This is a genomic window from Pseudomonas zanjanensis (genome assembly GCF_014268745.2).
GTDB classification, from domain to species: Bacteria; Pseudomonadota; Gammaproteobacteria; order Pseudomonadales; family Pseudomonadaceae; genus Aquipseudomonas; species Aquipseudomonas zanjanensis.
Map to the genome: position 1 here is coordinate 12,258 of NZ_JABWRB020000002.1, position 24,463 is coordinate 36,720.

Annotated in this window: 20 protein-coding genes; 14 read left to right on the plus strand and 6 right to left on the minus strand. The window is 61.2% G+C overall.

The window, feature by feature from the left end:
• Positions 1-132: 132 nt before the first annotated feature.
• The 6 genes from HU715_RS15855 to HU715_RS15880 all read left to right on the plus strand — a co-directional run bounded on the left by HU715_RS15855 (position 133) and on the right by HU715_RS15880 (position 5,273).
• Positions 133-1,167 carry an ion channel gene (locus HU715_RS15855; RefSeq protein ID WP_186710530.1) on the plus strand — a complete coding sequence of 345 codons (1,035 nt, stop codon included), beginning with the start codon at positions 133-135 and terminating at the stop codon, positions 1,165-1,167.
• Entirely contained in the window at positions 1,154-1,816 is a 663-nt protein-coding gene (locus HU715_RS15860) for a DUF2491 family protein (protein ID WP_186710529.1), read from the plus strand. Before HU715_RS15855 ends, HU715_RS15860 begins: the two co-directional genes overlap by 14 nt.
• A 15-nt stretch (positions 1,817-1,831) precedes the next feature.
• Positions 1,832-2,260: a DUF350 domain-containing protein gene (locus HU715_RS15865; RefSeq protein WP_014340424.1), complete on the plus strand. Its 429-nt coding sequence runs from the start codon at positions 1,832-1,834 to the stop codon at positions 2,258-2,260.
• A 19-nt stretch (positions 2,261-2,279) separates the two neighbouring features.
• Entirely contained in the window at positions 2,280-2,981 is a 702-nt protein-coding gene (locus HU715_RS15870; RefSeq protein WP_186710528.1) for a DUF1190 domain-containing protein, read from the plus strand.
• 12 nt (positions 2,982-2,993) lie between these two features.
• Positions 2,994-4,151 (plus strand): glutathionylspermidine synthase family protein, encoded by a 1,158-nt coding sequence (locus tag HU715_RS15875; protein ID WP_186710527.1) that lies wholly within the window; start codon positions 2,994-2,996, stop codon positions 4,149-4,151.
• Between the two features lie 246 nt (positions 4,152-4,397).
• A complete protein-coding gene (locus HU715_RS15880) occupies positions 4,398-5,273 on the plus strand; it encodes an MBL fold metallo-hydrolase (protein ID WP_186710526.1) in 876 nt (291 codons plus the stop codon).
• Between the two features lie 163 nt (positions 5,274-5,436).
• Here HU715_RS15880 and HU715_RS15885 read toward each other — a convergent pair whose 3' ends face one another.
• From HU715_RS15885 to HU715_RS15910, 6 genes are all read right to left on the minus strand, one after another.
• On the minus strand, positions 5,437-6,369 hold the full coding sequence (locus HU715_RS15885) for a phosphatidate cytidylyltransferase (protein WP_053125762.1): 933 nt from the start codon (positions 6,367-6,369) through the stop codon (positions 5,437-5,439).
• Position 6,370: 1 nt separating this feature from the next.
• Positions 6,371-6,991 (minus strand): lysophospholipid acyltransferase family protein, encoded by a 621-nt coding sequence (locus HU715_RS15890; RefSeq protein ID WP_186710525.1) that lies wholly within the window; start codon positions 6,989-6,991, stop codon positions 6,371-6,373.
• A 192-nt stretch (positions 6,992-7,183) separates the two neighbouring features.
• Positions 7,184-7,639 (minus strand): hypothetical protein, encoded by a 456-nt coding sequence (locus HU715_RS15895; RefSeq protein ID WP_186710523.1) that lies wholly within the window; start codon positions 7,637-7,639, stop codon positions 7,184-7,186.
• On the minus strand, positions 7,629-8,972 hold the full coding sequence (locus HU715_RS15900; protein WP_186710521.1) for a phosphatase PAP2/dual specificity phosphatase family protein: 1,344 nt from the start codon (positions 8,970-8,972) through the stop codon (positions 7,629-7,631). The genes HU715_RS15895 and HU715_RS15900 overlap by 11 nt, the downstream gene beginning before the upstream one ends.
• Positions 8,972-10,729 (minus strand): bifunctional alpha/beta hydrolase/class I SAM-dependent methyltransferase, encoded by a 1,758-nt coding sequence (locus HU715_RS15905; protein WP_186710519.1) that lies wholly within the window; start codon positions 10,727-10,729, stop codon positions 8,972-8,974. The genes HU715_RS15900 and HU715_RS15905 overlap by 1 nt, the downstream gene beginning before the upstream one ends.
• A gap of 10 nt (positions 10,730-10,739) precedes the next feature.
• Positions 10,740-11,363, minus strand: coding sequence for a CDP-alcohol phosphatidyltransferase family protein (locus HU715_RS15910; RefSeq protein WP_186710517.1), 624 nt, complete (start codon positions 11,361-11,363; stop codon positions 10,740-10,742).
• A gap of 580 nt (positions 11,364-11,943) precedes the next feature.
• Between HU715_RS15910 and HU715_RS15915 the strand changes: the two genes are divergently transcribed.
• From HU715_RS15915 to HU715_RS15950, 8 genes are all read left to right on the plus strand, one after another.
• On the plus strand, positions 11,944-16,716 hold the full coding sequence (locus tag HU715_RS15915; protein ID WP_225917649.1) for an RHS repeat-associated core domain-containing protein: 4,773 nt from the start codon (positions 11,944-11,946) through the stop codon (positions 16,714-16,716).
• On the plus strand, positions 16,713-17,093 hold the full coding sequence (locus tag HU715_RS15920) for a hypothetical protein (RefSeq protein ID WP_186706608.1): 381 nt from the start codon (positions 16,713-16,715) through the stop codon (positions 17,091-17,093). The genes HU715_RS15915 and HU715_RS15920 overlap by 4 nt, the downstream gene beginning before the upstream one ends.
• A 149-nt stretch (positions 17,094-17,242) precedes the next feature.
• Positions 17,243-17,560, plus strand: coding sequence for a contact-dependent growth inhibition system immunity protein (locus HU715_RS15925; RefSeq protein WP_186706607.1), 318 nt, complete (start codon positions 17,243-17,245; stop codon positions 17,558-17,560).
• Positions 17,561-18,108: 548 nt separating this feature from the next.
• Positions 18,109-19,362 carry a cystathionine gamma-synthase family protein gene (locus tag HU715_RS15930; protein WP_186706606.1) on the plus strand — a complete coding sequence of 418 codons (1,254 nt, stop codon included), beginning with the start codon at positions 18,109-18,111 and terminating at the stop codon, positions 19,360-19,362.
• A 134-nt stretch (positions 19,363-19,496) separates the two neighbouring features.
• On the plus strand, positions 19,497-20,927 hold the full coding sequence (locus HU715_RS15935; RefSeq protein WP_186706605.1) for an amino acid permease: 1,431 nt from the start codon (positions 19,497-19,499) through the stop codon (positions 20,925-20,927).
• Between the two features lie 57 nt (positions 20,928-20,984).
• On the plus strand, positions 20,985-21,869 hold the full coding sequence (locus HU715_RS15940) for a LysR substrate-binding domain-containing protein (RefSeq protein WP_186706604.1): 885 nt from the start codon (positions 20,985-20,987) through the stop codon (positions 21,867-21,869).
• Positions 21,870-21,899: 30 nt separating this feature from the next.
• Positions 21,900-23,264: a threonine synthase gene (gene thrC / locus HU715_RS15945; RefSeq protein WP_186706603.1), complete on the plus strand. Its 1,365-nt coding sequence runs from the start codon at positions 21,900-21,902 to the stop codon at positions 23,262-23,264.
• An 11-nt stretch (positions 23,265-23,275) separates the two neighbouring features.
• Positions 23,276-23,713: an Lrp/AsnC family transcriptional regulator gene (locus HU715_RS15950; protein ID WP_053188548.1), complete on the plus strand. Its 438-nt coding sequence runs from the start codon at positions 23,276-23,278 to the stop codon at positions 23,711-23,713.
• Positions 23,714-24,463: the final 750 nt, after the last annotated feature.

Sequence of the window (24,463 nt, forward strand, 5' to 3'; positions counted from 1 at the left end):
ATTTATTGTTACGCAGGTACTTCTATCCAAGCCGCGCAACAGGTTTAATGCTGTCCGGCCACTACGCTCGTGCCCCCAGGCGCCAGAGCGATGATCCCGCCAGGAACCAAGCCCCACGGAGTCAGGGACGCAATGTCGATTTTCCTTTTGTTGCGCACGTACGCGTCGTCCTTCTTCCATCGCTTCGGTTGGGCGGGGCTGGCCATTGCGCTGGGCGTGCACCTGTCCACGGCCTGGATCGGCCTGGTGCTGTTGGGCGAGCAACACCTCATCGCCGCCGCCACGTTTATCTACTTCTATCTCACCACCACGCTCACCGTCGGCTATGGCGATCTGTTGCCACAGACCTCCGCCGGACGGATTTTCGTGGCGACCTGGATCATGCTCGGGGGCATTGCCCTGTTGACGACGGTCATCGGCAAAACCACCAGCAGCGTCATCGATGTATGGAGAAAAGGCATGAAGGGCAAAGGCGATTTCACCGGCAAGGTCGGCCACACGGTGCTCATCGGTTGGGAGGGCGCCACCAGCGAGCGGGTCATCGAACTGCTGCTGCAGGACGAAACGTCCAATGACAACCTGATCGTCATCTGCGATTGCGATCTCGAAGAAAACCCCATGCCCGGCAAGGCCACCTACATCAAGGGCGACAGCCTGTCCTCCGTCGCGCTGTTGCAGCGTGCCGGCGTGCCAGGTGCCGAACGCGTGCTGGTGCGCACCCCTTCCGACGACCTGACCCTGGCCACCGTGCTGGCGGTCAATCGACTGGGGCCTGTCGGGCATGTGGTCGCCCATTTCAATGACAGCGAAGTGGCCGCCCTCGCCAGCGCCTACGCGCCGAGCCTGGAGTGCACCTCCAGCATGGCCATCGAGATGCTGGTGCGTGCCTCCCAGGACCCGGGCTCATCGGTGGTCATCAATGAATTGCTCTGCGTCGGCGAAGGCGCCACGCAATACCTGATGAAGCTGCCCGAAGCGTTTGAAGCGACGTTTGGCGACCTTTATATCCGGATGAAAGAGCAGCACAACGCTACGCTGATCGGTTACCGCGCCCAGGGTGCCCGCCAGCCGTCGATCAACCCGCCCGGTGCCACCCGTGTGGTGGGCGGCGAACTCTTCTATATCGCCTCGGCGCGTCTCAAGGAAATTTCCCATGGGGTGGTTTAAACAGTTGATGGGGCTCGAGGCCCCGAATTCGAGCGCAACAGCCAGCAATAGCGCGCCTGTCGTTGGGCCGCTGGGCCTGGCCTCCGGCAAGCAGGTCATGTTCGATGCCACGCTCAAATTGCTGCTCGACGGCAACACCGCCGTGGTCATCCCAGGCAACCAACAGATCTGGAGCCTGGGCATCGTCGACCTCGGGCAGTCGAACTGGCTGTCGCGCTGCTACATGAACGACGAAGACTACTGGCTGCAAGTGCACACCAGCGGCGACGTCGCCGGGCAGGTCGAGTCGGTGATCCTGTTCAACTACCTCAGCTACGTCACGATCAACAGCGAAGCGGAATTGCGTCGCCTGGCCGGCCCGGAAAGCCTGATCGGCCTGCCGACCTACACCCACGACGGCGTCGAGTACAGCCGCGAATGGGGCACCGAGGCGGGCCAGACCGAGCTGGTGGGATTGAGCGAGCGCGTAAGCAATCCCGAAGAGTCCTACAGCGTCGAGCACCGTTCGATGCTGTATGCCCGCGACACCGGCCTGACGGATCGCCGGGAGTTCCTGTTGTTTTCCGTCGAAGAGGACGCCGAAGGCACTGTCAGCCTGAGCACTTCGCTGGGTATTTCGCTGTACACCACTGACCTGAACACTCTTTGAATAAGGAAGAAGTCCATGCTTGAAGCGCTCTCCATTTCCCTGAACAAAGCCGCCGTGCTTGGCTTTGTCATGTACATCCTCGGCGCCGCCGTGCTGTTCGCGCTGTTCCAGTTCATCTACACCCGCGTCACGCCGCACAAGGAATTCGAACTGATCCGCTCGGGCAACGTGGCTGCAGCCATCGCCCTGGGCGGCGCCGTCATCGGTTTCGCCATTCCGGCCAGCAACGTGATCGCCTACTCGATCAGCATGCTGGACTTCGTCGTCTGGGCAGTGATCGCCGCGGTCGTCCAGTTGCTGGCGTTTCTGGTCACCAGCCTGGTGCTCAAGGGCGCTTCCGCGCGCATCAAGAACGGTGAAATCGCCGCGGGTATCTACATCGCCGCCGTGGCCATCAGCGTCGGCATGTTGAACGCCGCGTGCATGACGCCTTCCACGAACTGATTGCGCCACGGAGATCCCGATGAAACGAAGCAAGTACGTCCAGCTCTCGCTGGCCGCGTCGGTCGCCCTGGCGATATCCGGTTGCGGGCCTGCGGAAAAAACCTACAAGTTGCAGAAGAAGTACAACTTCCAGTCCGTCCAGGAATGTGTCGATGAAAAGCTGCCGGTGGACATTTGCTCCACCGCCTACATGACCGCCATGGGTGAGCATCGTCGCATCGCGCCGGTCTACGATAGCAAGGCCGATTGCGATGCCGACTTCGTGCCCGATTGGTGCCAGCAGGACTCGGCCGGCAAGTTCCTGCCCAAGCTGGGTGGTTTCGAGCTGAACGCCGATGGCGAAGTCACGCAGTCCGAGGTCGATGCCGCCCGGGCCCAGTTGCCGGCTTCGGAAGCGAACGTCGGTGGTTCAGGCTTTGGCAACCTGCTGACCGGGCTGCTGATCGGCAATATGTTGAGCGGCAACCGCAGCAGTTATTACTCCGAGCCGGTCTACCGCTACCGCGATGATCGCGGCAACTTCGGGTCCTCGACGCTGAGCCAGCGGGTTTCCAGCGGCTCGACCTTTACCAAGTCCAACCAGGCGCGGTACGGCAGCTACACCGACTCCGTCAAGACCAGCAAGGCGATGTCCGTTGCGTCGTCCACCTCGCGCGGTGGCTTCGGCAGCAAGTCCAGTGCCCGCAGCGGTTGGGGCGGTTCGAGCAGCTCCGGCGGCTAAGGAACGAGGGTCATGAAAAAGATCCATTGCGCAGAACGTCCTGACTGGAAACAGACCGCCGAGCAACTCGGCTTTCTGTTCCACACCATCGACGACGAACCCTATTGGGACGAAAGCGCGTACTACCAGTTCACCCTCAAGCAGATCGAGGACGACCTGGAAGACCCGACCACCGAGCTCCATGACATGTGCATGGACCTGGTGGCCCGGGTGGTCCAGAGCGAAGAATTGCTGGAACGCCTGAGCATTCCCGCGCAGTTCTTCGACCTGGTGCGCACGTCATGGCTGGAAGGCCATCCGCACCTGTACGGGCGCATGGATTTCTCCTACAACGGCACGGGCCCGGCCAAGTTGTTGGAACTCAACTACGACACGCCGACCAGCCTCTACGAGGCGGCGGCGTTCCAGTGGGGGTGGCTGGAGCAATGCATCGAGCGCGGCATGCTGCCGGCCCATGCCGACCAGTTCAACAGCATCGACACCAAGCTGCACCAGGCCTTCGCCCAATTGCAGCTCAAGGAGCCGTTCTATTTCGCCTCGATGAAAGGCTCGGTGGAAGACAAAGGCACCACGGATTACTTGCGCCTGATCGCGGAAAAAGTCGGCATTGAATCGCGGCACATCGATATCGAAGACATCGGCCTCAACAGCGACGGACGTTTCGTCGACCTGGAAGAGCGCTGGATTCCGCACCTGTTCAAGTTGCATGCGTGGGAATTCATCTTCCACGAGCCCTTTGGTGAAGCGATCGCTCAATGCGATACGCAGTTTTTCGAGCCGGCCTGGAAGTCGATCATCTCCAACAAAGGCATCCTGCCGCTGCTGTGGGAATTCAACAAAGGCCACCCGAACCTGCTCGCCGCCCACCTGGACACCGACACCCGCAAAGCGGTGCCGAAAGGCTGGGTGCGCAAGCCGTTCTTTTCCCGGGAAGGCGCCAACATCGAGCTGCAGACCGCTGACGGCTTGACCGTCAAGGAAGGCGGCCCCTACACCGACGCGCCGTTCATCCTCCAGGAATTTGCGCCACTGCCGAAATTCGACGACAGCTACACCCTGATCGGCTCGTGGGTCATCGGCGACCAGGCCGCCGGCATCGGTGTGCGGGAAGACAACAGCCTGATCACCAAGGATTCCAGCCGGTTTTTGCCGCATTTGATTCTTGATTGATTTTCTGGACTAAGCACTGACCCCCTTGTGGGAGCGGGCTTGCTCGCGAAAGCAATGGAACATCCAACATGATTGTTGACTGACACACCGCTTTCGCGAGCAGGCTCGCTCCCACAGTATGGGTGTTCGCCCAGGCATACCCACCGCCTGTCGCCTTTGCGGAATTGCGCCTGCCCCCTCCCTGTCGATTTTAAAGAGCCCAAGAAAAACCCGAGAGCGGCACGCCATTCGTGACAGGAGGCCCCCATGCGTATCCATCACCTGAACTGCGGTTGCATGTGCCCCGTGGGTGGGAAGTTGTTCGATGGCTACAGTCGGGGGCTGACGGCGTGCCTGGTGTGTCATTGCCTGTTGATCGAAACCGACAACAATGGCCTGGTCCTGGTGGACACCGGTTTTGGCCAGCGGGATGTCCAGACGCCCGAACGGCTTAGCCGATGCTTCCGGGCGTTCAACAACATCAAGTTCGAGCATCGCCTCACCGCGTTGGAGCAAGTGCGCCGGTTGGGTTTCGACACCGGCGATGTGCGGCATATCCTGCTGACGCACCTGGATTTCGATCACGCCGGCGGGCTCCAGGACTTTCCCCAGGCTCGGGTTCACGTGATGCGCGACGAGATGGCGATGGCCCGCAGCGCCGACACCTGGATCAGTCGACGGCGATTCCAGGCGCGCCAGTGGCAGGGCGTCGACAATTGGGAGTTCTATGCCCCGGACGGTGATACGTGGTTCGGTTTTGATTCGGTGCGCGCGTTGATCGGGGCGGAAGAAGAGGACATTTTCCTGGTCCCGCTCCAAGGCCACACCGCCGGCCACGCCGGGATCGCCCTGAGGACACCGGACGGCTGGATGCTCCATGCCGGCGATGCGTATTTCTTCCACGATGAAGTCCATCAGCCCGAGCGGCGTTGCCCGCCGGGGCTGAAGTTCTATCAGTACATGATGGACACTTATCGCCCGGCACGGCTGCGCAATCAGGATCGCCTGCGGGAACTGGCGGCGGGCCAGAATGGGCACCTGGAGATTTTTTGCAGTCACGATGCCAGGGAGTGGGAACGCTCTACGAACCAGGCTCGTACCGTTCGTGTTGATCCCACGGCCATGCCGTCGACCCACCGCTAAACCACCCGCCCGGGCACACTGTGGGAGCGGGCTTGCTCGCGAAGACGGCTGCACAGTCTACATCAATGCAAGCTGGCCCACCGATTTCGCGAGCAAGCCCGCTCCCACAGGTTAGGTATTCACCACAGACCCCCACAGGTCCAGGGGTTCGCCGCAGGCTCTTTCAAGTCCACCAGTACCGCACCAGGTGGAAGAAGATCGGCGCGGCGAAGCACACCGAGTCCAGCCGGTCGAGCATGCCGCCGTGGCCTTCGATCATGTGGCCCCAGTCCTTGACGCCGCGGTCGCGCTTGATCGCTGACATGACAATGCCGCCGGCAAAGCCCAGCAGGTTGATCAGCAAGGCGATGAGGAACGACTGCCAGGGATTGAACGGCGTGATCCACCACAGCGCACCACCGATCAGCGAGGCCAGGAAGATGCCGCCGACAAAACCTTCCACGGTTTTCGAGGGCGACAGGTTCGGCGCGATCTTGTGTTTGCCGAACAGCTTGCCGCAGACGTACTGCAACACATCCGAGAGCTGCACCACGATCACCAGGTAGGCGATCAGCAACAGGTTGCGCCCTTCGAAACCGGCGATGTCCAGGGTCAGCAGGGCGGGGACGAAGGAGATGCAGAACACCGCGATCATCAAGCCCCACTGCACCTTCGACGCGCGCTCGAGGAAATGCGTGCTGTCGCCGCCCAGGGACGCCAGGATCGGCAGCAGCAGGAATACATACACCGGGATAAAGATCGAAAACAGCCCGTACCAGTCGTAGTAGATCAGCAGGTATTGCAGCGGCAGGGCCAGGTAGAACGCCGCCACCAGGGCCGGGTAGTCACTGCGCCGGGTCGGTGTCAGGGTCAGGAATTCCCGCAGGGCGTAGAACGACACCGCGTAGAACAACAGGATGACCGCCGCGTTACCGAGCCAGAACGCCACGCCGATCACCAACACCATGATCCACCAGGCGTTGATCCGGGCGTTGAGGTTATCGATGACCGAGTTCGGCGCGCCTTTGGTCCGCAGCCTGAGAATGAAACCAATCAGCGACGCCAGCACCAGAATCGCGCCGATCCCGCCAAACAACATCAGGGTATATCGATCCATGTCAGACGTGCTCCGGGGCCAGTGCCAGCAGCGCGGCGCGGCTGCGTTCAAGGAATTGCTCTTTGCTTTCACCCTCTTCGATGCACAGCGGCGCACCGAAACTGGTGGTGCACAACAACGGCAGCGGCAGCACACGACCCTTGGGCATGACGCGGTTGAGGTTGGCGATCCACACCGGGATCACCTCGACCTCGGGGTGGTTTTTCATCAAGTGATAAATCCCGCTCTTGAAGGGCAACAGGCCTTCCTCCGGATTGCGCGTGCCTTCCGGGAAGATGATCAGCGAGTCGCCGTTTTCCAGTGCATCGAGCATCGGTTGCAATGGGTTGTACGCAGGGTCCTTGCGCTCGCGGTCCACCAGCACGCCGTTGAACACCCGGTTGATGATGTAGCGGCGCACCGGGCTGGTTTGCCAATAGTCAGAGCCCGCCACCGGGCGGGTGAGCTTGCGCAGCGCCGGCGGCAGCGAGGCCCAGAGCAGCACGAAGTCACCGTGGCTGCTGTGGTTGGCGAAGTAGATCCGCTGCACCGGCGTCGGCGCGCAACCGAGCCACAGGCTGCGAGCGCCCGTGACCATGCGAGCGGCGGAGGTGATGAGGTTGGCGACCACGGGTTCGAACATGAGGATTCCTTGTCCTGAGAAACATAAGCATCACTGTGGCGAGCACTCTTCTGTGGCGAGGGGATTTATCCCCGCTGGGCTGCGCAGCAGCCCTAAAGCAGTTAACTCAATCTTCCCGACACACCGAGTTGCCTGGTTTGAGGGCTGCTTCGCAGCCCAGCGGGGATAAATCCCCTCGCCACAAAAAACTATCTAGATACCTGAAGCTAACCAGGGACTGGCCACGATGAAGCCCAGCACCAGGACAACTTGTATCGCCAGCAACCGCGACTGCCGACGCAGCAGCAACAACGCGCCGTGCCGTCGTTCGGTCCACAGGCGCCCGGCCCGTTCGGCGGGTTGCAGGCCCAACGCGGTGAGGGCTTGATCCAATTCATAGGTGCGTTCGGCCAGGGAGTGGGTGCTGTCGGCCATGCGCTGGAACAGATCGGCGTCGAACGCCACGCGCAGTGCCCAGTATTTTTCCACCACTCCGATAACCAGGAGCACAGCACTCAACAGCAGCAACCACGGATCGATCAGGCCCACCAGCCATTGCCCCAACCCCAGCAGCGCCGCCAGCAGCGTCAGTCCCGTGGAAAGCTGGTCCAGCGAATGACCCCGGCGCAATAGGCTCGCCACGGTGTGGAGTTCCATATCACTGATCATGAGCATTCCCCCGTGTTGTGGATAACTGTTCCAGTGCCCGACGGTGCGCGGCGTGCAAGACAATGCGCGGTCGAGCGCGCTGGATCTGCACGATCGCTGCGTCAACGCTCGCTGCCCGGCCAGTGTGCAACAACCAGGCAACCACCGCCGTGGCGCTGCGCGAATAACCCAAGGCGCAGCAGACCAGCACCGGCCCATGTTGGCGCAGGCTTTCGATGGCTTCTGCCGCTTTCAGGCATTGCTCGGCGGTCGGCGCCGTGAGGTCGAGCACCGGTAACGAACGATAGGCGACATTCGAGCTGTCCATGGACAGTTCCGCGCAGAGGTCGAGCACGCCGGTAAACGTGCTGTCCTTCAATTCCATTGGCGTAGGCACTCGCCCCAGCCAGACGTTATCCGCGATCAGGTCTGGCTGCGGGTGCTTGCGCGTCCAGCAGCGGGAATTGATCCACGCCGCCGCCAGGTACGGCGCCAGCAACCAACGCACCGCCGGACTCAAGCGACCATCGGCACGCTTCTGGAAACCATCTGCACCGAACATCAAGTAATTCAGCGCCACCATGAGCACCGCGACCGCCGGCCAGATCAGCCAGAGCCACGCGCCGCCGAAGGCAAACGCCGGGATAAACAGCGCCGCCGCGCCCAGGCCATAACGCAAGGCCAGGCGTCGGCGGGCCGGATCGGCCGTCAGGCGCGCGCTCGACAGCGGACTCGGTCGATCCAGCGGCCACAACCAGACGCACAACCAACCGGCCAACGCGCCCGTGGGCAGGTCAATGAAGTGATGTTGATAAGTCGTCAGCACCGACACGCCGATCAAGGCGAACCAACCGTGCATCAGCCAACGCCAGAAACCCTGCAAGTGCCGCTGGTAACAGACCCAGAGCACCACCAGCAGCGCGATGTGCAGCGACGGCGCCTGGTTGAATGGCTTGTCGAAGCCGGCCAGCACGTCGAACATCCAGCCGAACAGCCCATCCATTTCCGGCCGGGGAAAGGTAAACGTCAGCGGCCAGAGCAAAAAGCAACTGACCGCAATCACCTGGGCCGTGAGCAGGCGCAAGGCATGGCGCTTGAGTTCGTCGCGGCTGTTGGGCAACAGCAAGGACAAGCCGTACAGCAGATCGATCGACCAGTACGGCACGATGGTCCAGGCCATGAACGGCATGTGGCTTTCCCAGGCGAACACCAGCGTGCCGACGTCGTCACGCTGGGCGGTGACCCAGGTGGCGAAGCCGTAGGTGGTGAAGAACAGCGGCGCCAGCAACAGCAGCCACAGCACCGCCGGTTTGAGCAACGCGGGTTCGCGGGCCGGAGCGATGACGGCGCTCATTACTGCACTCGCTGCGCCAGCGAAACGCTGAAAATGCCCCATTCATCGACACGCAGGGTGATCTTGCGGAAGCCCGCCGCCTCGACCAATTGATCCATTTCCGCCTGGGTGCGTCGACGCATCACCCAGGCTTGCCCTGCGCGGTGGCTGGTGAGGGCGCGGGCGATCAGTTCCAGTTGCGGGTGCCACGGCTGGCCGGTGTAGACCAGGAAACCACCAGGCTCCACGGCTTCGGCCAGGCCGGCGAGGGAACCGCCGACCATCTGGTTATCGGCGAACAGTTCGTACAGGCCCGACACCACGGCGAGGGTTGGTTTTGGCTCCAGGGCTGCCAGATCCTGGCGGTCGAAGGCATCGCCTTTGACGAATCGTGCGATGTCGCCGAGGCCTTTTTCCACGATCAGCGCGCTGCCGTCGCGCACGTTGATGTCGCTGTAGTCGCGCAGCAGGATCGACTCGGGCAACGGGCTGACGCCTTGCAGCGCTTCGAGAATGTAGCGGCCATGGCCGGCGGCGATGTCGACGATCCGCACTTCGCGGTCCTGGGCGCGCAACTCGGCCATCGCCAGGCGCAGCAGTTCTTCGACGTGCACCTTGCGCTGGCGAATGCCGCGCCAGCCGATGGAATTCAGGTAGTTCTGGTCGATCATCTTGCCCAGCGCCGACGTGCCGGTAGGGCGGTTGCGGTAGACGTAATCCAGGGTGCTGCCGGAGTCGAAGCCGGTGTCGAAGCCCAGCTTCACCCCGGCGGACAATTTGCTGCCAAAGCGCATGCTGGCGCGGGTCATGCGCCAGTAAAGGTCACGCAGGGAGTTGTGGGGCAGCGGGGTGGCCAGGGTTTCGGCTTCGGCGCAGGTCGCGCCCAGGCGATCGGCGTCGAGCAGGGAAGGGCGCTCCAGCGGACGGGCGAAGTTCTGCAGGATGAAGCGGCGGGCGCTGGCAATGGCCGGCGCGCGGTTCTTCTCGCCGAGGGTGTCGTGGAAGAAACCCGGCAGAATGTGTTTTTCCTTGTGCAGGCTGCCCAGGCGTTCGAAGAACTGCTCCTGGGGTTTGCGGTGCACCACAAAGTCCGAACCGGAGATCAACAACTGCGTCGGCACCTGGATCGCCTGGGCATCGGCCACCACGCGGTCGGCGGCTTCGTACAGGCCCAGCAGCACGTTCACCGAAATGGCCTTGGTGATCAACGGATCGCTGTCGTAGGACGCCACGCGCTCTGGGTCATGGCTGAGGAATTTCGCCTTGACGTAGCTGTTGACGAAGAAATTGCCGCGGAACTTGCGCATCAGCGCCAGGCCCGGCCGGGCGAACGGCACGTAGAGCTTGACCTTGAACGCCGGCGACGCCAGCACCAGCGAGCGAATGCGCGGTGCGTAGTCATGGACCCAGGTGGACACGATCACCGCGCCGACGCTTTGTGCGACCACGGCGATGTTCGCTTCGTCGATCTGATGCGTCGCGCCGATGTGATCGCAGAAGGTCTGCACGTCCCGCGCACTGGTGGCAAAACTCGGGCTGTCGCCCCGTTCGCCCGGCGACTGGCCGTGGCCGCGCGCGTCCCAGGCAAAGAAGTCGAACCCGGGCAAATCCAGCTCATCCACCAGGTGCGCAATGCGCCCGGAGTGTTCATGACCACGATGGAACAACAACACAGCCTGGCGGGGTTCGCCCGCTGCGGCATCGATAGCCGGCCAGTGTTGGTAGAACAGTTCCACGCCATCGTGGGTGGTGAATGTCCGGTGTTGGGCTTCGCGCATTGCAACTTCCTTATGCTGAGGGAGCGTTTTCCGTCACCTGGCCCAGGCCATGACGGACCCGATTGACCAAGGTATAAACCAGCAGGGCGGCAACCACCGCCATCACACCATTTATCCAGAGTGCCCCGAGCCAACCCAGGGCAATGCCGGTCGCCAACACGCCAAACACAAAAGCGCGATCGCTCTTGCCCATCGGCCCGTCATACCGCCGCGAAGCCCCCACCATCGCCCCCAGCACGCCGGCGTATTCACTGAACAACGCCAACAGCGTGACCAACAACACGAGCAGAAGACTGGTATCGGCAAACAAGGCAAAAGGCAGGATCAAGGCAACGTCGGCGATGATATCGCATAGCTCGTTGAGGTAGGCGCCCAGATGCGATTGTTGACCAAACTCCCGCGCCAGCATGCCGTCCACGGCATTCAACGCCATGCGCAGGAACATCCAGATCGGCACCAGGACGAAAATCCACGGATGGTCGGCGAACCAGGCAATGACCGCCCCCACCAACACCGAGACGATGCCCGCGAGCAGAGTGACCTGATTGGCGGTGACACCGTTGTTGTAGAGGCGTTGGACCATGGGGCGCAGCAGGTTTTGAAAGGCGGGCTTGAGTTGGTAGATGGAGGGCATCGGGGTGAGATCTCGGCCGGTGGCGGGGCTGGGCTTATACAGGTGCGAGATTACGATAGGTTGAGGGGTTGCAGGCGGGTATTTCTTGAGAATGCGTGCGGGTAGGCATCTATTCCCGCGTTTTTCTGCGCAAGACCCCCTGGGAGAATGCAAAAAACGCTAAACCTGTGGCGAGGGAGCTTGCTCCCGCTGGGCTGCGAAGCAGCCCCAAGGCCATTCAACGCGGTGTCCGGGCAGGTTTACGACTGCTGCGCAGCCGAGCGGGAGCAAGCTCCCTCGCCACGATGATTTATGCCCTTAAGTTAAGGGGAGCCTGTGAAAGCAACTGTTCACACATTCCCAACCTCACCGCAGTTCCCCTGTGGGAGCTTGCTCGCGATAGCGGAGTGTCAGTCAACATCAATGGCAGCTGACCCACCGCATTCGCGAGCAAGCCCGCATCCCACAGGATTTTTCGGAATCCTCGCAACGTAGGCCTAATTAGCGAATTGCCCTACACGCCCCGCTTCTTTCACTGACTTATTTCTCCTGTCATCCCCGGCACAGTCTCGCGCCCACTCCTGCGCCGCGAGCTGCCTGCATGCGTTTCCCTGACAAGATCCCGTCATTAACCGGTGCCATTGGTTCGCTGGTCTTGGCCGCCATGAACTCACCCGATGTCGAGGAGGTATTGCAGGACTTTCGCCACTGTCTGGGCGACTACGACAGTTGGGCGGAAAGATTCTGGGCCGGTCGGACACTGGACATTCAGCAAGTATTTAAAGTCGGCAAGGAGGTGTCGCTCGCACCCGTGAAAGACGGTGGCAAACAGGTCAGCGCCGTGGTGGCGAGGTGTCCGGCACAAGGCCCACTGACACTGGTGCACATGTTCCAGGCCTCGCGTTTCGTGCCGATCGGCGACACGCCAGTGGTGTTGGAGCCGATCATCACGGGCGAGCTGGGGAAGGAAACGTTTGGCGATCCGATCCCTCATGTCATTGGTCCCAGCGGCATTTTGGAAGTGTCCGAATGCGACCGCGGCCAGCGCTACCGGATCAGCTTTTTTCCAAATATCACGACCGATCATGTCCGGGCGCTGTACGCGTCCTACCAGCACGAGATCGTCGAACTTGAAGGTTGGCTGAAAGCGGAGTGGAACGAGTTTCAACCATTGTGGAAGGCGTCTTCCGAGAGCGGTTTTGTAAAGCGCTTCAACGCATTGCAGGAGGCCCAGCTACGTGGCTTTGAAAATGCCCTGTTTGAGCTATGGGACGACGTAACACAGGTCTTCGATCTGTTGGCGGATCTACAGGCCAACAGTGAAAAATTGTTGGAATACCTCACCGAAGTCGAGCTTGAGCAACTGCTGAAGGCGTCATCCGAGGCGATTGCCAAAGGACTGATGATCCTGAGCGATGAGCCCTTGCTCTTCGTTTACACCGCGGCGTTCACCAGTTGGCTGCGGATGCTGCCGCCCCAGTACATGGCCGAACTCCTGGGGGAAATGCGCGCCTCGATTCTGATCAATTTCCTCTTGGCGCGCGTGACCGGTGGCCTGGGCGTGGGACTGCGCATGAGCGGTAAAGTGCTGCGCCATGTCCGCTCGGAACGCGCCCGGAAGTGGCTACAGGCATCGAGTCAACGCCTCGGACAACTCGGTGGCGACAGTTCCAACAAACATGCCGACGTACTGAAGCCGGTAGTAATCGCCGGTCAGGGACCGTCGGTGGGGCCGGCGCCTGTCAGACCGTTGCAGATCTCAACTGGGGATTCCGCGCCGCTGTCGGTCAGCAACCCGGCCCCGATCGTGCGGGAAAAATCCCAGCCATCTACCCGCCTGAGCCAACACGAACCCCACGACGACGCCCCCGCCCAATCGAAAAACCCCAACGGCGACAGCGCCGACACCGCCGCCCAGACCCAGACCAGCGGCTGCCCGGTGTCAATGGTCACCGGCGAAGAACTACTGACCCTCGACGATGGCACCCTCGACGGCCGTTTGCCGTTCGTTTTCACCCGTTTATACCGCACCAGCGCCGCCAACCTGGACATCGGCCTCGGGCGCGGCTGGAGCCATGCCCTGGCCCATCGCCTGGAACTCGACGGCGAACAGGTCACCTGGGTCGACCAGGAAAACCGTCGCACGCTCTTTCCACTGCCCACCACCCAGCGCCCGGCGATCCACAACAGCCTGGCCCGCGCAGCAATCTACCTGGGGGCCGAGCCGGACGAACTGATCGTCGCCCAACCGGGGGAAAACGCCCCGTTCCTGCACTTTCGCGACGGCCACCTGATCGCCCTCAGCGACCGCTACGACAACCGCCTGACCCTCCAGCGCAACATCCACGGCGACATTTGCCGCCTGGACAACGGTGCCGGGCGTTCCCTGCGCTTGCGCTACGAACAGCGCCACCTGATCGCCGTCGATTACCAGAGCTTCCACCCGGCCATCACCCTCGACGAGGCCTGGCGGACCGAGCAGACGCTGGTGTCCTACCGCTACGACGGACGTTTCCGACTGATCGAAGCGACCAATGCCGCCGGTGAAAGCGAACGCTACGACTACGACGACCAGCACGTCATCCTCCAGCGGCAACTGGCCGGCGGCGCGAGTTTTTATTGGGAGTGGCAAGGCGTCGGGCGGGCGTCCCGTTGCGTACGGCATTGGGCCTCGTTTGCGCAGATGGACAGCCGCTACACCTGGGGCGAGGACGGCAGCGTCACGGTCCGGCACCTGGATGGCAGCCAGGAAGTGTATGTCCACGACGACCGGGCGCGGCTGGTGCGCAAGGTCGAGCCCGACGGCGGCGAACACCTCAAGGCCTATGACGAACAGGGCCGGCTGATTGCCGAACAAGACCCGCTGGGGGCGGTCCGCGAATACCGCTACGACGACGTCGGACGGCTGCTGGCGTTGATTCCACCGGACGAGGCACCGACGTCCTACGAATACCGCAACGGTTTCCTGCACAGCCGTTCCCGTGGCAAGGCGGTGTGGACCTACCGCCGCAATGACCTTGGCGATGTGATCGCCAGCATCGACCCGGACGGCCAGCGTACGGAATATGCCTACGACGCCCACGGACAACTGCTGGCAAGGTACGACCCGGACGGCGGCGAACATCGCTTCACCTGGAGTCGCCTGGGCCAACTGACCGAAGAAATCCTGCCCGACGGCGGTCGGCGGTGTTTTTCCTACGATGCCCTGGGACGTTTGCTCAGCCGCCGGGACGAACACGGCGCCCTCACGCACTACCAATGGGACGCCGTCGGCCGACTGCTGCAAGTCACCCTGCCCACCGGCGCCATTCGGGCCTGGAGCTACAACGCCTACGGCAAGGTCATCGCCGAACGCGACGAGCAGGGCCGCACCACCCGCTACGAATACGCCGATGACCTGCACCTGGTCAGCCGTCGCCTGAACCCCGACGGTAGCGAGCTGAAGTACCGCTACGACTCGGCGCGGCTGTTGCTGACCGAGATCGAGAACGAATCCGGCGAACAATATCAGCTGGACTACACGCCCAACGGCTTGATCCGACAGCAAATCGGCTTCGACGGCCAACGCACCGCCTACGCCTACGACCTCAACGGCCACCTGCTGGAGAAAACCGAACACGGCGAGGACGGTTCGCAATGGGTCACCCGCTACCAGCGCGACGCGGCCGGACGGCTGCAACTCAAGACCTTGCCCGACGGCCAGGCCATCGAATACCGCTACGACGAACTGGGCCGGCTGGTCTACGTCGATGATGGCAGCGACCATCCGCTGGCCTTCGAATACGACGCTCAAGATCGGCTGATCACTGAGCACCAGGGCTGGGGCACCCTGCGTTATCGCTACGATGCCTGCGGACGCCTCAACCACCTGCGCCTGCCGGACGACAGCCAGCTCGACTACCACCACGCCCCGGGCGGCGCACTGACCGCCATCGACCTCAACGGCGCACGCCTGACCGAACACCGCTTTGACGGCAGCCGCGAACGGCAACGCCAGCAAGGCCAGTTGCTCAGTGACTACAGGTACGACGAACAGGGTCGCCTCAAGGCCCAGACCGCGTGGCAGAACCCACAGCAGCAACTGCTCTGGCGCGACTATACCTACAGCCCCAAGGGCAACCTGCAAACCCTTTCCGACCACCGAAACCGCCGCAGCTACCAGTACGATTCTCTAGATCGCCTGACCCGCATCGACTTTTCCCACAGCGAACCGCCGGAACACTTCAGCCACGACCCGGCCGGCAACCTGCTGATACAGGACCGCCCCGGCCCGACCACCCTCAAGGGCAACCGCCTGCTGAAGGAGGGCGACCGCCACTACGACTACGACGCCTTCGGCAACCTGATCCGCGAACGCCGCGGCGAGGCCCTGGTCAGCGCCTACCGCTACGACAGCCAACACCGCCTGATCGGCATCACCACGGCCGACGGCTGCGAAACCTCCTACCGCTACGACGCCTTCGGCCGACGCATCAGCAAGACCGTGGACGGCCTGACCACGGAGTTTTTCTGGCAGGGCGACCAAGTCGTCGCCGAAAACAGCCCGCGCCATCACCGCAGCTACGTCTACGAACCGGGCACCTTCCGTCCACTGGCGATGCTCAACGGCGAAGGCCCGGAAAACACCACGCCGTTCTACTACCACCTCGACCACCTGGGCACGCCCCAGGAACTGACCAACCCCAACGGCCAGATCGTCTGGTCGGCGCGTTACAACGGCTACGGCAAAGTCACCGCACTCAGGCACGGCGACGGCGAGCAGCTTGAACAACCGCTGCGTTTCCAGGGCCAATACTCCGACCCGGAAAGCGGCCTGCACTACAACCGGCACCGCTACTACAATCCCGAGACTGGCCGCTATTTGACGCCTGACCCGAGCAAGTTGGTGGGTGGGCTCAATGGGTATCGCTACACCCTGAACCCGACGGGGTGGGTGGATCCGTTGGGGTTGGTGGATTGTCCGGATGGGTGTAAGAAGCCGTTGCGTGGCGAGCAGAGTCCAGCCAGCGATGCGGTGATTCAAGCGGGAGAAGTTGAGTTACCGAAGGCTTCCTCTGATATCCCTCAAATGGGATATCACAAGGAGGTCTTCGCAAATAAGCCCATTAAGCCCCAGCAGGCTACTGATGAGTGGGAGCGATTTCTAGGTGAGGGGCCCTATACGAATATTCATCCCAGAACAAATATGCCGGACCCAGATAGGTTGGTTTCTGGAGATGGACGTAAGAGTATTCGTTATGGTGTCCATGAAATGAGCAGCAAGCCAACCAAGCACCATTATCATGAGGAGATATGGACGTATGAATTGAAGGGGAATGTGATGAATATTGACAATACAGTTGTGCGCGTTCCCTTGGCGAAGGGCAAAAAATGAAAATTAAAATAGACGAAGTGAAGAGCGTCAGTGGCAATATCTCAGTAGCTTTTTCGACAGACTTCGGAAGCGCGGTCGCGACATGGTCGGCCGATATTCCGAAAGTCGGAGAGGAACATGATGTGGAGCTTGAGATAGATGAAGAGTTTGAGTGGGGCAATAACGTCGATGTTTCAGGTGATCGTTTTTCCTTGAACATAAAGGATGGAGTCATTTTTCTCAGCGCGTCTCTAATCTCCATGGCTGATGATGGAGTTGCGATAATTGATATCAATGGAACGAAAACAATGATTGAGCTGGAGGACTGTCCTATGCGACCTCCGCTTTTTATAAGTCTGAATTTCGGAAAATTAACCCTTTATCCAACTAACTTATGAGTTTGATCGTTCCCACGCTCCCGCGTGGGAACGCATCCCGTGATGCACTGCGTCACATTCAGAAGCGGAACGCGGAGCGTCCCTGACGACATCCCCGGCAAGGGCGTGGGAACGATCGAATAATTTGCTTACGGGGCATGTTGAAAAAAATGGAAAATAAATATCCAGAGCTCTTTCAGTTTTTTGGCTGTTACTTTCATCAAGACTGGATGTGCGACTCATCGGACCCTGATGACATCATCAGAGCCTTTATGGCGGACTCGGCGCCTCAAGATATCAAAATTATCAAAGAAGAAATTTCAACTTTACTTGCAATGGATCTTGACGAAAAAAATCTTAGGGAATTCATCATGGACAAAATGCCTTGCAACTATTGTTATTGGCTAGACTGGGAATCCGCTGAATCCTGGCTGAACCATATTCTTGAAATTCTTAGCAGTGGTAATGCCGATCTTGACGAATGCTAGTTTCGCTTGATCGCTCTCACGCTCCCGCGTAGGAACGATCGACAACCTGTGGCGAGGGAGCTTGCTCCCGCTGGGCCGTGGTAGGAGCTGCCGAAGGCTGCGATCTTTTGATCTTGATCTTTCGCTTGATACTCAACTGGCTTTGGAAAGATCGCAGCCTCGCTTCGCTCGGCAGCTCCTACGCCGCAGCCGAGCGGGAGCAAGCTCCCTCGCCACGATGATTCGTACAGCCTTTAAGTCCGCGGTCGCCTGTAGGACTGGCGTTCACGCATTCCCGAGGTCACCACAATTTCCAGTGTGGGAGCGGGCTTGCTCGCGAAAGCGATTGCACATTCACCCCTTCAGTGACTGACCCACCGCTTTCGCGAGCAAGCCCGCTCCCACAGGTTTTTGTGTTCGCAGATACTCTCAGACCTTCATCCAGCCATTAAAAAAACCACCCCTTTGGCACCGATAACATCGTTTCTCGACCGCCCGGCTTTTCCCTATATTGGCCCTCAGATCCGGTGGATGGCTCAACGTCCACCCCCTCAGTGTGAGTAGCCTCGATGAACAATAAACCTGACAGCACAGGGCTTGATAATGCCGGCGCGGGCACCCGGGCGGTTTGGGGTGGGGAGCAAGTCAGGCATCCCTACAACGCCACGCAAACCCCCATCGTGGCCAGTGCCGCGTACGGCTACGACGACATCGACGTCTGGTACGACGTCGCCCTGGGCAAGGCCCCCGGTTTTATCTACAGCCGCATGAGCAACCCGACCGTCGAGACCCTCGAAGCCAAGATTCGCGAGCTGGAAATGGCTGAGTCCGCAGTGGCCTTCAGCAGTGGCATGGCGGCGATCAGCAGCGTGCTCTACACCTTCCTGGCCCATGGCGATCGGGTGGTGTCGACCAAGGACAGTTACGGCGGCACCAACAAGATTTTCGAAGAGTTTCTGCCGCGCACCGGCGTGGCGGTGACCCTGTGCGAGACCTTCGACCACGACGACCTGGAGCGTGAAATCGCCAAGGGCTGCCAGGTGTTGTACCTGGAAACCCCCACCAACCCGACCCTGAAAATCCTCGACATCCCGCGCCTGGTGGCGGCGGCCAAGCGTGTCGGCGCCGTGGTCGTGGCGGACAACACCTTCGCCACGCCGCTGAACCAGAGCCCGCTGGCCTTGGGCGTGGACGTGGTGATTCACAGCGCGACCAAATTCCTCAGCGGCCATGGCGACGTGCTCGGTGGCCTGGTGTGTGGCAGCGAAGCCTTGATGGCCCAAGTGCGGCACTACCGGGAAATCAACGGCGCGAGCCTCGACCCGTTCTCGGCCTACCTGATCATCCGTGGCATGAAGACCCTGGCATTGCGCATGCGCCAGCAACAACACAGCGCCCGGGCCCTGGCCGAATTCCTCTGCACTGAACCATTGGTGGAAGCCGTGAATTATCCCGGCTTGCCCAGCCACCCGAACCACGCCATCGCCTGTGCACAGATGTCCGGCTTCGGCGCCATCGTCAGTTTTGTCCTGGTCGGCGGCATGGACACGGTCAAGTTGCTGCTGCCACGCCTGCGCTTCGCCCACTGCGCCGGCAACCTGGGCGCGGTGGAAACCATCTACGGCCCGGCCCGCACCACCAGCCATGTCGAGAACACCTTGGAAGAACGCCTGGCCCTGGGCATCTCCGAAGGCCTGGTGCGGGTCTCGGTCGGCATCGAAGACACGGACGATCTACTGGACGATCTGAAACAGGCCTTCGCCTTCGTCAAAAAGACCCTCGATCCGCAACTCAATGAAGTCCACATCGAGACCGCAAGCTGAAGTTTGAAAGTTGGTACCCCATAACAAGGCTGTGAATGGGGCGTTCATGAATAGGAATAATAATAAAAGCTCAGCGGCGCTTGTCTGACTCGCGTAGACGTCGATGCGCGCCCTGACATTTCATGAGAACAACCATGTCCATAGCAGAACAACAAACGAGTACGCGGGCCGGCTTCAAGCAGGAAATGCAGACGCGCCATATCGTCATGCTGGCCTTGGGCGGCGTGATCGGCACCGGGCTGTTCCTGACCTCCGGCTACACCGTTAACCAGGCCGGCCCCATGGGCGCGGTGATCGCCTACATCATCGGCGCGCTCATGGTCTACATGGTGATGATGTGCCTGGGGGAACTGGCGGTGCAGATGCCGGAAACCGGTTCCTTCAGCACCTACGCCACGCGCTTCCTTGGGCCGGGCACCGGCTACACCGTGGCCTGGCTGTACTGGCTGACGTGGACGGTGGCGATCGGCTCCGAGTTCACCGCCGCCGGCATCCTCATGACCCGATGGTTTCCCGACACCCCAGTGTGGATCTGGAGCGCGCTGTTTGCCGGCGTGGTGTTTCTCACCAACGTGGTATCGGTGCGGTTGTTCGCCGAGACCGAGTTCTGGCTGTCGTTGATCAAAGTGCTGACCGTGGTGGTGTTCCTGCTGATCGGTGGTGGTGCGATTCTCGGCCTGTTGAACATCGACCAGGCCCACAGCATCGGGTTAAGTAACTTCACTCGCGAAGGACTTTTTCCTACGGGCTTCATGCCGATTGCGATGACGCTGCTGGCGGTCTCCTTCGCCTTCTCCGGCACTGAACTGATCGGCATCGCCGCTGGCGAAACCAAGGATCCGCAACGCAACGTGCCGCGCGCCATCCGCACCACGGTGCTGCGCCTGGCGGTGTTTTTTGTCGGGACCATTTTTGTCCTGGCGACGTTGTTGCCTCGCGAACAGGCCGGTCTGGTGGAAAGCCCGTTCGTCACGGTGTTCACCTACATCGGCATTCCATACTCCGCCGCCATAATGAACTTCGTGATCATCACCGCCCTGTTGTCGGCGGCCAACTCCGGCTTGTACGCCGCCTCACGCATGCTTTGGACCCTCAGCGACCAAGGCCACCTGCCCAAGCAGTTCTCGGCCCTGACCCGCATGGGCACGCCGCTCAACGCGATCATCGTCAGCATGGCCGGCGGCGCCGCGTCGCTGCTCAGCAGCGTGTTTGCCGCCGACACCATCTACCTGGCGCTGGTGTCGATTTCCGGCCTGGCCGTGGTGGTGGTGTGGATGAGCATCGCCGCGAGCCAGATCGGCTTTCGCCGTCACTACGTCGCCAACGGCGGCGACATTCGCGACCTCAAGTTCCGCGTGCGCGGTTATCCGTGGGTGCCGTTGGGGGCGCTGGTGTGCTGCAGCCTGGCGTGCATCGGCATCGCCTTCGACCCTGAACAGCGAGTGGCGCTGTACTTCGGCTTGCCATTCATCGCCTGGTGTTACTTCGTGTATTACATTACCCGCAAAAGCCGCGAGCGACGCTTGTCGGTTGCCCTCGTGGCACAACCGTCCGACGCGTTTTAAACCGCATCGACGGGCGGGCAAACGTGCCCGGTGCGTGGGGGTTAGCGAGGTAAGAGCATGAAGCAAAAAACGTTGCCCCCGTTGAACTGGCTGCGGGCGTTCGAAGTGTCGGCCCGCTGCCTGAACTTCACCCACGCCGCCGACGAATTATTCTTGACCCAGGGCGCGGTCAGCCAGCAGATCCGCCAGTTGGAAAGTCACCTGGGGGTGGCGCTGTTCAAGCGCTTGCCCCGTGGCCTCGGTCTGACGGAAGAGGGCCAGGCGTACCTGCCAGTGGTACAAGATGCGATCACGCGATTGGCGGTGGGCACCAACGAAATCTTCGGCCAGCACAAGCGTCGGCCGATCAAGGTGCGCGGCAGCCTGGCGTTTTTCGTGCACTGGCTGGCGCCGAAACTGGTGGATTTTCGTCAAGCCCATCCCCACGTCGATATCCGCTACATCAGCAACATCTGGGTCAAGGAACTGGACGGCGAAGACGACATGGAGATTCGCTGGGGCCACGGTCAATGGCCCGGCCTGGTGTCGCAGCGGCTGACCTGGGACACCTTGTTCCCGGTGTGCGCGCCGGCCTTGATGGCGACGCTGAAGGTGCCGGCGGACGTGGCCAGGCATCCGTTGCTGCACGTGCTGGGTTACGAAGAAGGCTGGGGTTACTGGCTGAAAATGGTCGGTGCAGACTCGGTGGATTCCTCGACGGGCATGCAATTCGATACATTGGTTTGCACCTTGCGCATGGCCGAGTTGGGGCAGGGCATTGCCCTGGCGCGGTCGTCGATGGTCAGTGAATTGCTGGAAGACGGACGCTTGGTCGAACCCTTCGCCCAACGCATCGAAGCCAGCGAATCGTTCTACCTGGTGCGCAGTTCCGGGGCCGAGCAACACCCGGACGCGGCGCGGTTTTCCACCTGGCTGGTGGAGCAGGCGCATCGTTTCAAATGAGCTGTTTTATCTGAGTTTGCGGAGTTGAGCATGCGCTACGTGAGTACCCGAAATTCCGCCGTGCAGGTCGATTTCGAAAAAGTCGTGCTGTCGGCCATTGCCGAAGATGGCGGGCTGTTTGTCCCCGTGGAACTGCCGCTGTTCGAACCTCAGGACATCGCTAATTGGTCGACGTTGTCCTACGACGAACTGGCCTACCGAGTGATGCGCCCGTTCGTGGGCGAGGCGATCCCCGAGGTCGACTTCAAGCGCTTGCTCAAGGAGGCCGGCAGCCAGTTCAGCCATCGCTCCCTGGCGCCGCTGCATCAGGTGGATCGCAACGAATGGGTCCTGGAGTTGTTCCATGGCCCGACCCGCTCCTCGAAGGACTTTGCCGCGCAGCTGCAGGCGCGGCTGGTGCAGTACTTCCTGCGCAAACGCGGGCGTCGCGCCGTGGTGATGGGTGTCACCAACGGCGACACCGGCCTGGCCGCCATTGAGGCCTTCAAGCACTGCGACGAGACCGACGTGGTGGTGATTTATCCCGAGGCCGGCGTACCGCAAGACCAACTTCAAGACCTGCAAGCGACGGCGCACCCGCGGGTGCATCAAGTGGCCGTGGAGGGCAGTTTCGATGAATGCCAGACCCTCGTCACCCAACTGTTCCGCCAGCATGAGGCGATCAGTTTCAACTCCAGCAACTGGGTCAGCGTCATGGCGCAGTTGGTGTTTTATTTTCACGCCGTGCTGCAGTTGGGCGGCGGTCAGCGGCCCATCGGTTTCAGCGTGCCGGCGGCGAGTTTTGCCGAAGTCTATGCCGGCTACATCGCCCAGAAGATGGGCTTGCCGATCACGCAAATGATCGTCGCCACCAACCAGAATGACGCGCTGCATCAGTTCTTTTTGAAGAACCACTATTCGCGGTTACGTGCGAGCAAGACCCTGTCGCCGGCCATGGATTTGTCGATCTTTTCCAACCTGGAACGGTTTCTCTGGGAGCTCTATGGGCATGATGATCAAGCCGTGAGCGCGTTGATGCACACCTTCGAAACCGACGGCGAAATGAGCATTGGCAACGAGTTCTGGCTGCAGGCGCGGATGATCATCGACTCGTACGCTGTGAGTGATGAGCAGACGCTGAACGAGATCACTTCGTTGTACCGCGACACCGGTTATGTCATCGACCCACACACCGCCACCGGTGTGCTCGCGGCGCGCCTGTACCGCCGCAGCCTGGTGGCGCCGATGGTGACCCTGGGCGAGATCTCACCGATTAAATCGGCGGTGTTGCTTGGTGAGTTGGGGATCCCCGTGGCGACGCAACAACGTCCGATGGCCGAGCAGGGCCCGGCGCAGATCCATCGCATCCAGCCGGACGACCTCGCTGCCCTCCATCAACTGCTCGGCTCGCTATAACCGGAGGCCCCATGAAGCGAATCCTCGATCCCCTCGACGAACGCATCATCGCCGAACTGCGCCTCAACGCCCGCGCCGCCCACGCCGAGCTGGCGGCCAAGGTCAACCTCTCGCGCAACGCCGTGCGCCAACGCATCGAACGCCTCGAACGCGACGGCGTGATCCAGGGCTATACGGTGCGCACGGGGGAGGGTGCGCAAGCGTCGTCGAACATCAACGCGGTGATCTTCGTCTACCGCTACGACCGCATGCGCGGTGCCGAGGTGTTGCAAGCGTTGCAGGCGATGCCGGAAGTGCTGCAGTGCGATGTGATGAGCGGCGAGTTTGATTTGATGCTCAGGGTCGGCGCGGCGAACCCGGAGCGGGTGCATAAGGTGTGGAAAGAGATCTCGGCGCTGCCGGGCGTGGAGAACACCGTGACGTCGTTTGTGTTGTCGTCGGTGGTCTAGGCACGCTAGCCGTCACAGCAGTGAACCCCGTGGCGAGGGAGCAAGCTCCCTCGCCACAAGAGCCGGCGGGTGCATGCTCTGCCACTAATAGACCAAACACTGAAGAAAACTGTGGGAGCGGGCTTGCTCGCGATAGCGGTACACCAGCCACCATCAATGTCGCCTGACCTGGCCCTTTCGCGAGCAAGCCCGCTCCCACAGGGGAAGGTGTTCGGTCAGGCCCCGCCTGCTCGCCGCCGCTTCACAGATAAGCCAGCCACCACAACCCCCGTGGCGAGGGAGCTTGCTCCCGCTGGGTTGCGAAGCAGCCCCAACCAGGTGATCCCAATCAACCTGACCGACCGCGCTGCATGTTTTGGGGCCGCTGCGCAGCCCAGCGGGAGCAAGCTCCCTCGCCACAAGAGCCGGCGGGTGCATGCCCTGACCCCAATAAACCAAACACTGAAAAAATACCTGTGGGAGCGAGCCTGCTCGCGATAGCGGTACACCAGCCACCATCAATGTGCCTGACCTGCCCCCATCGCGAGCAGGCTCGCTCCCACAGGGCTAGGTATCCTGCCAGTGGTACAAGCCAGCCACCACAAATCAATCCCACCAGCCTGAGATGTCAGCCAAGCTGTTGGCTTTTTTCATGCCTACCTCTTTGCCCACCCCCTGGTCAAAACGCCCAAGAAATAGAGCAAATTGGCATATTTCACTGCCCACCCCACACCCCTAACCTAGATCCCAACAACTTCATCACCCGGATCA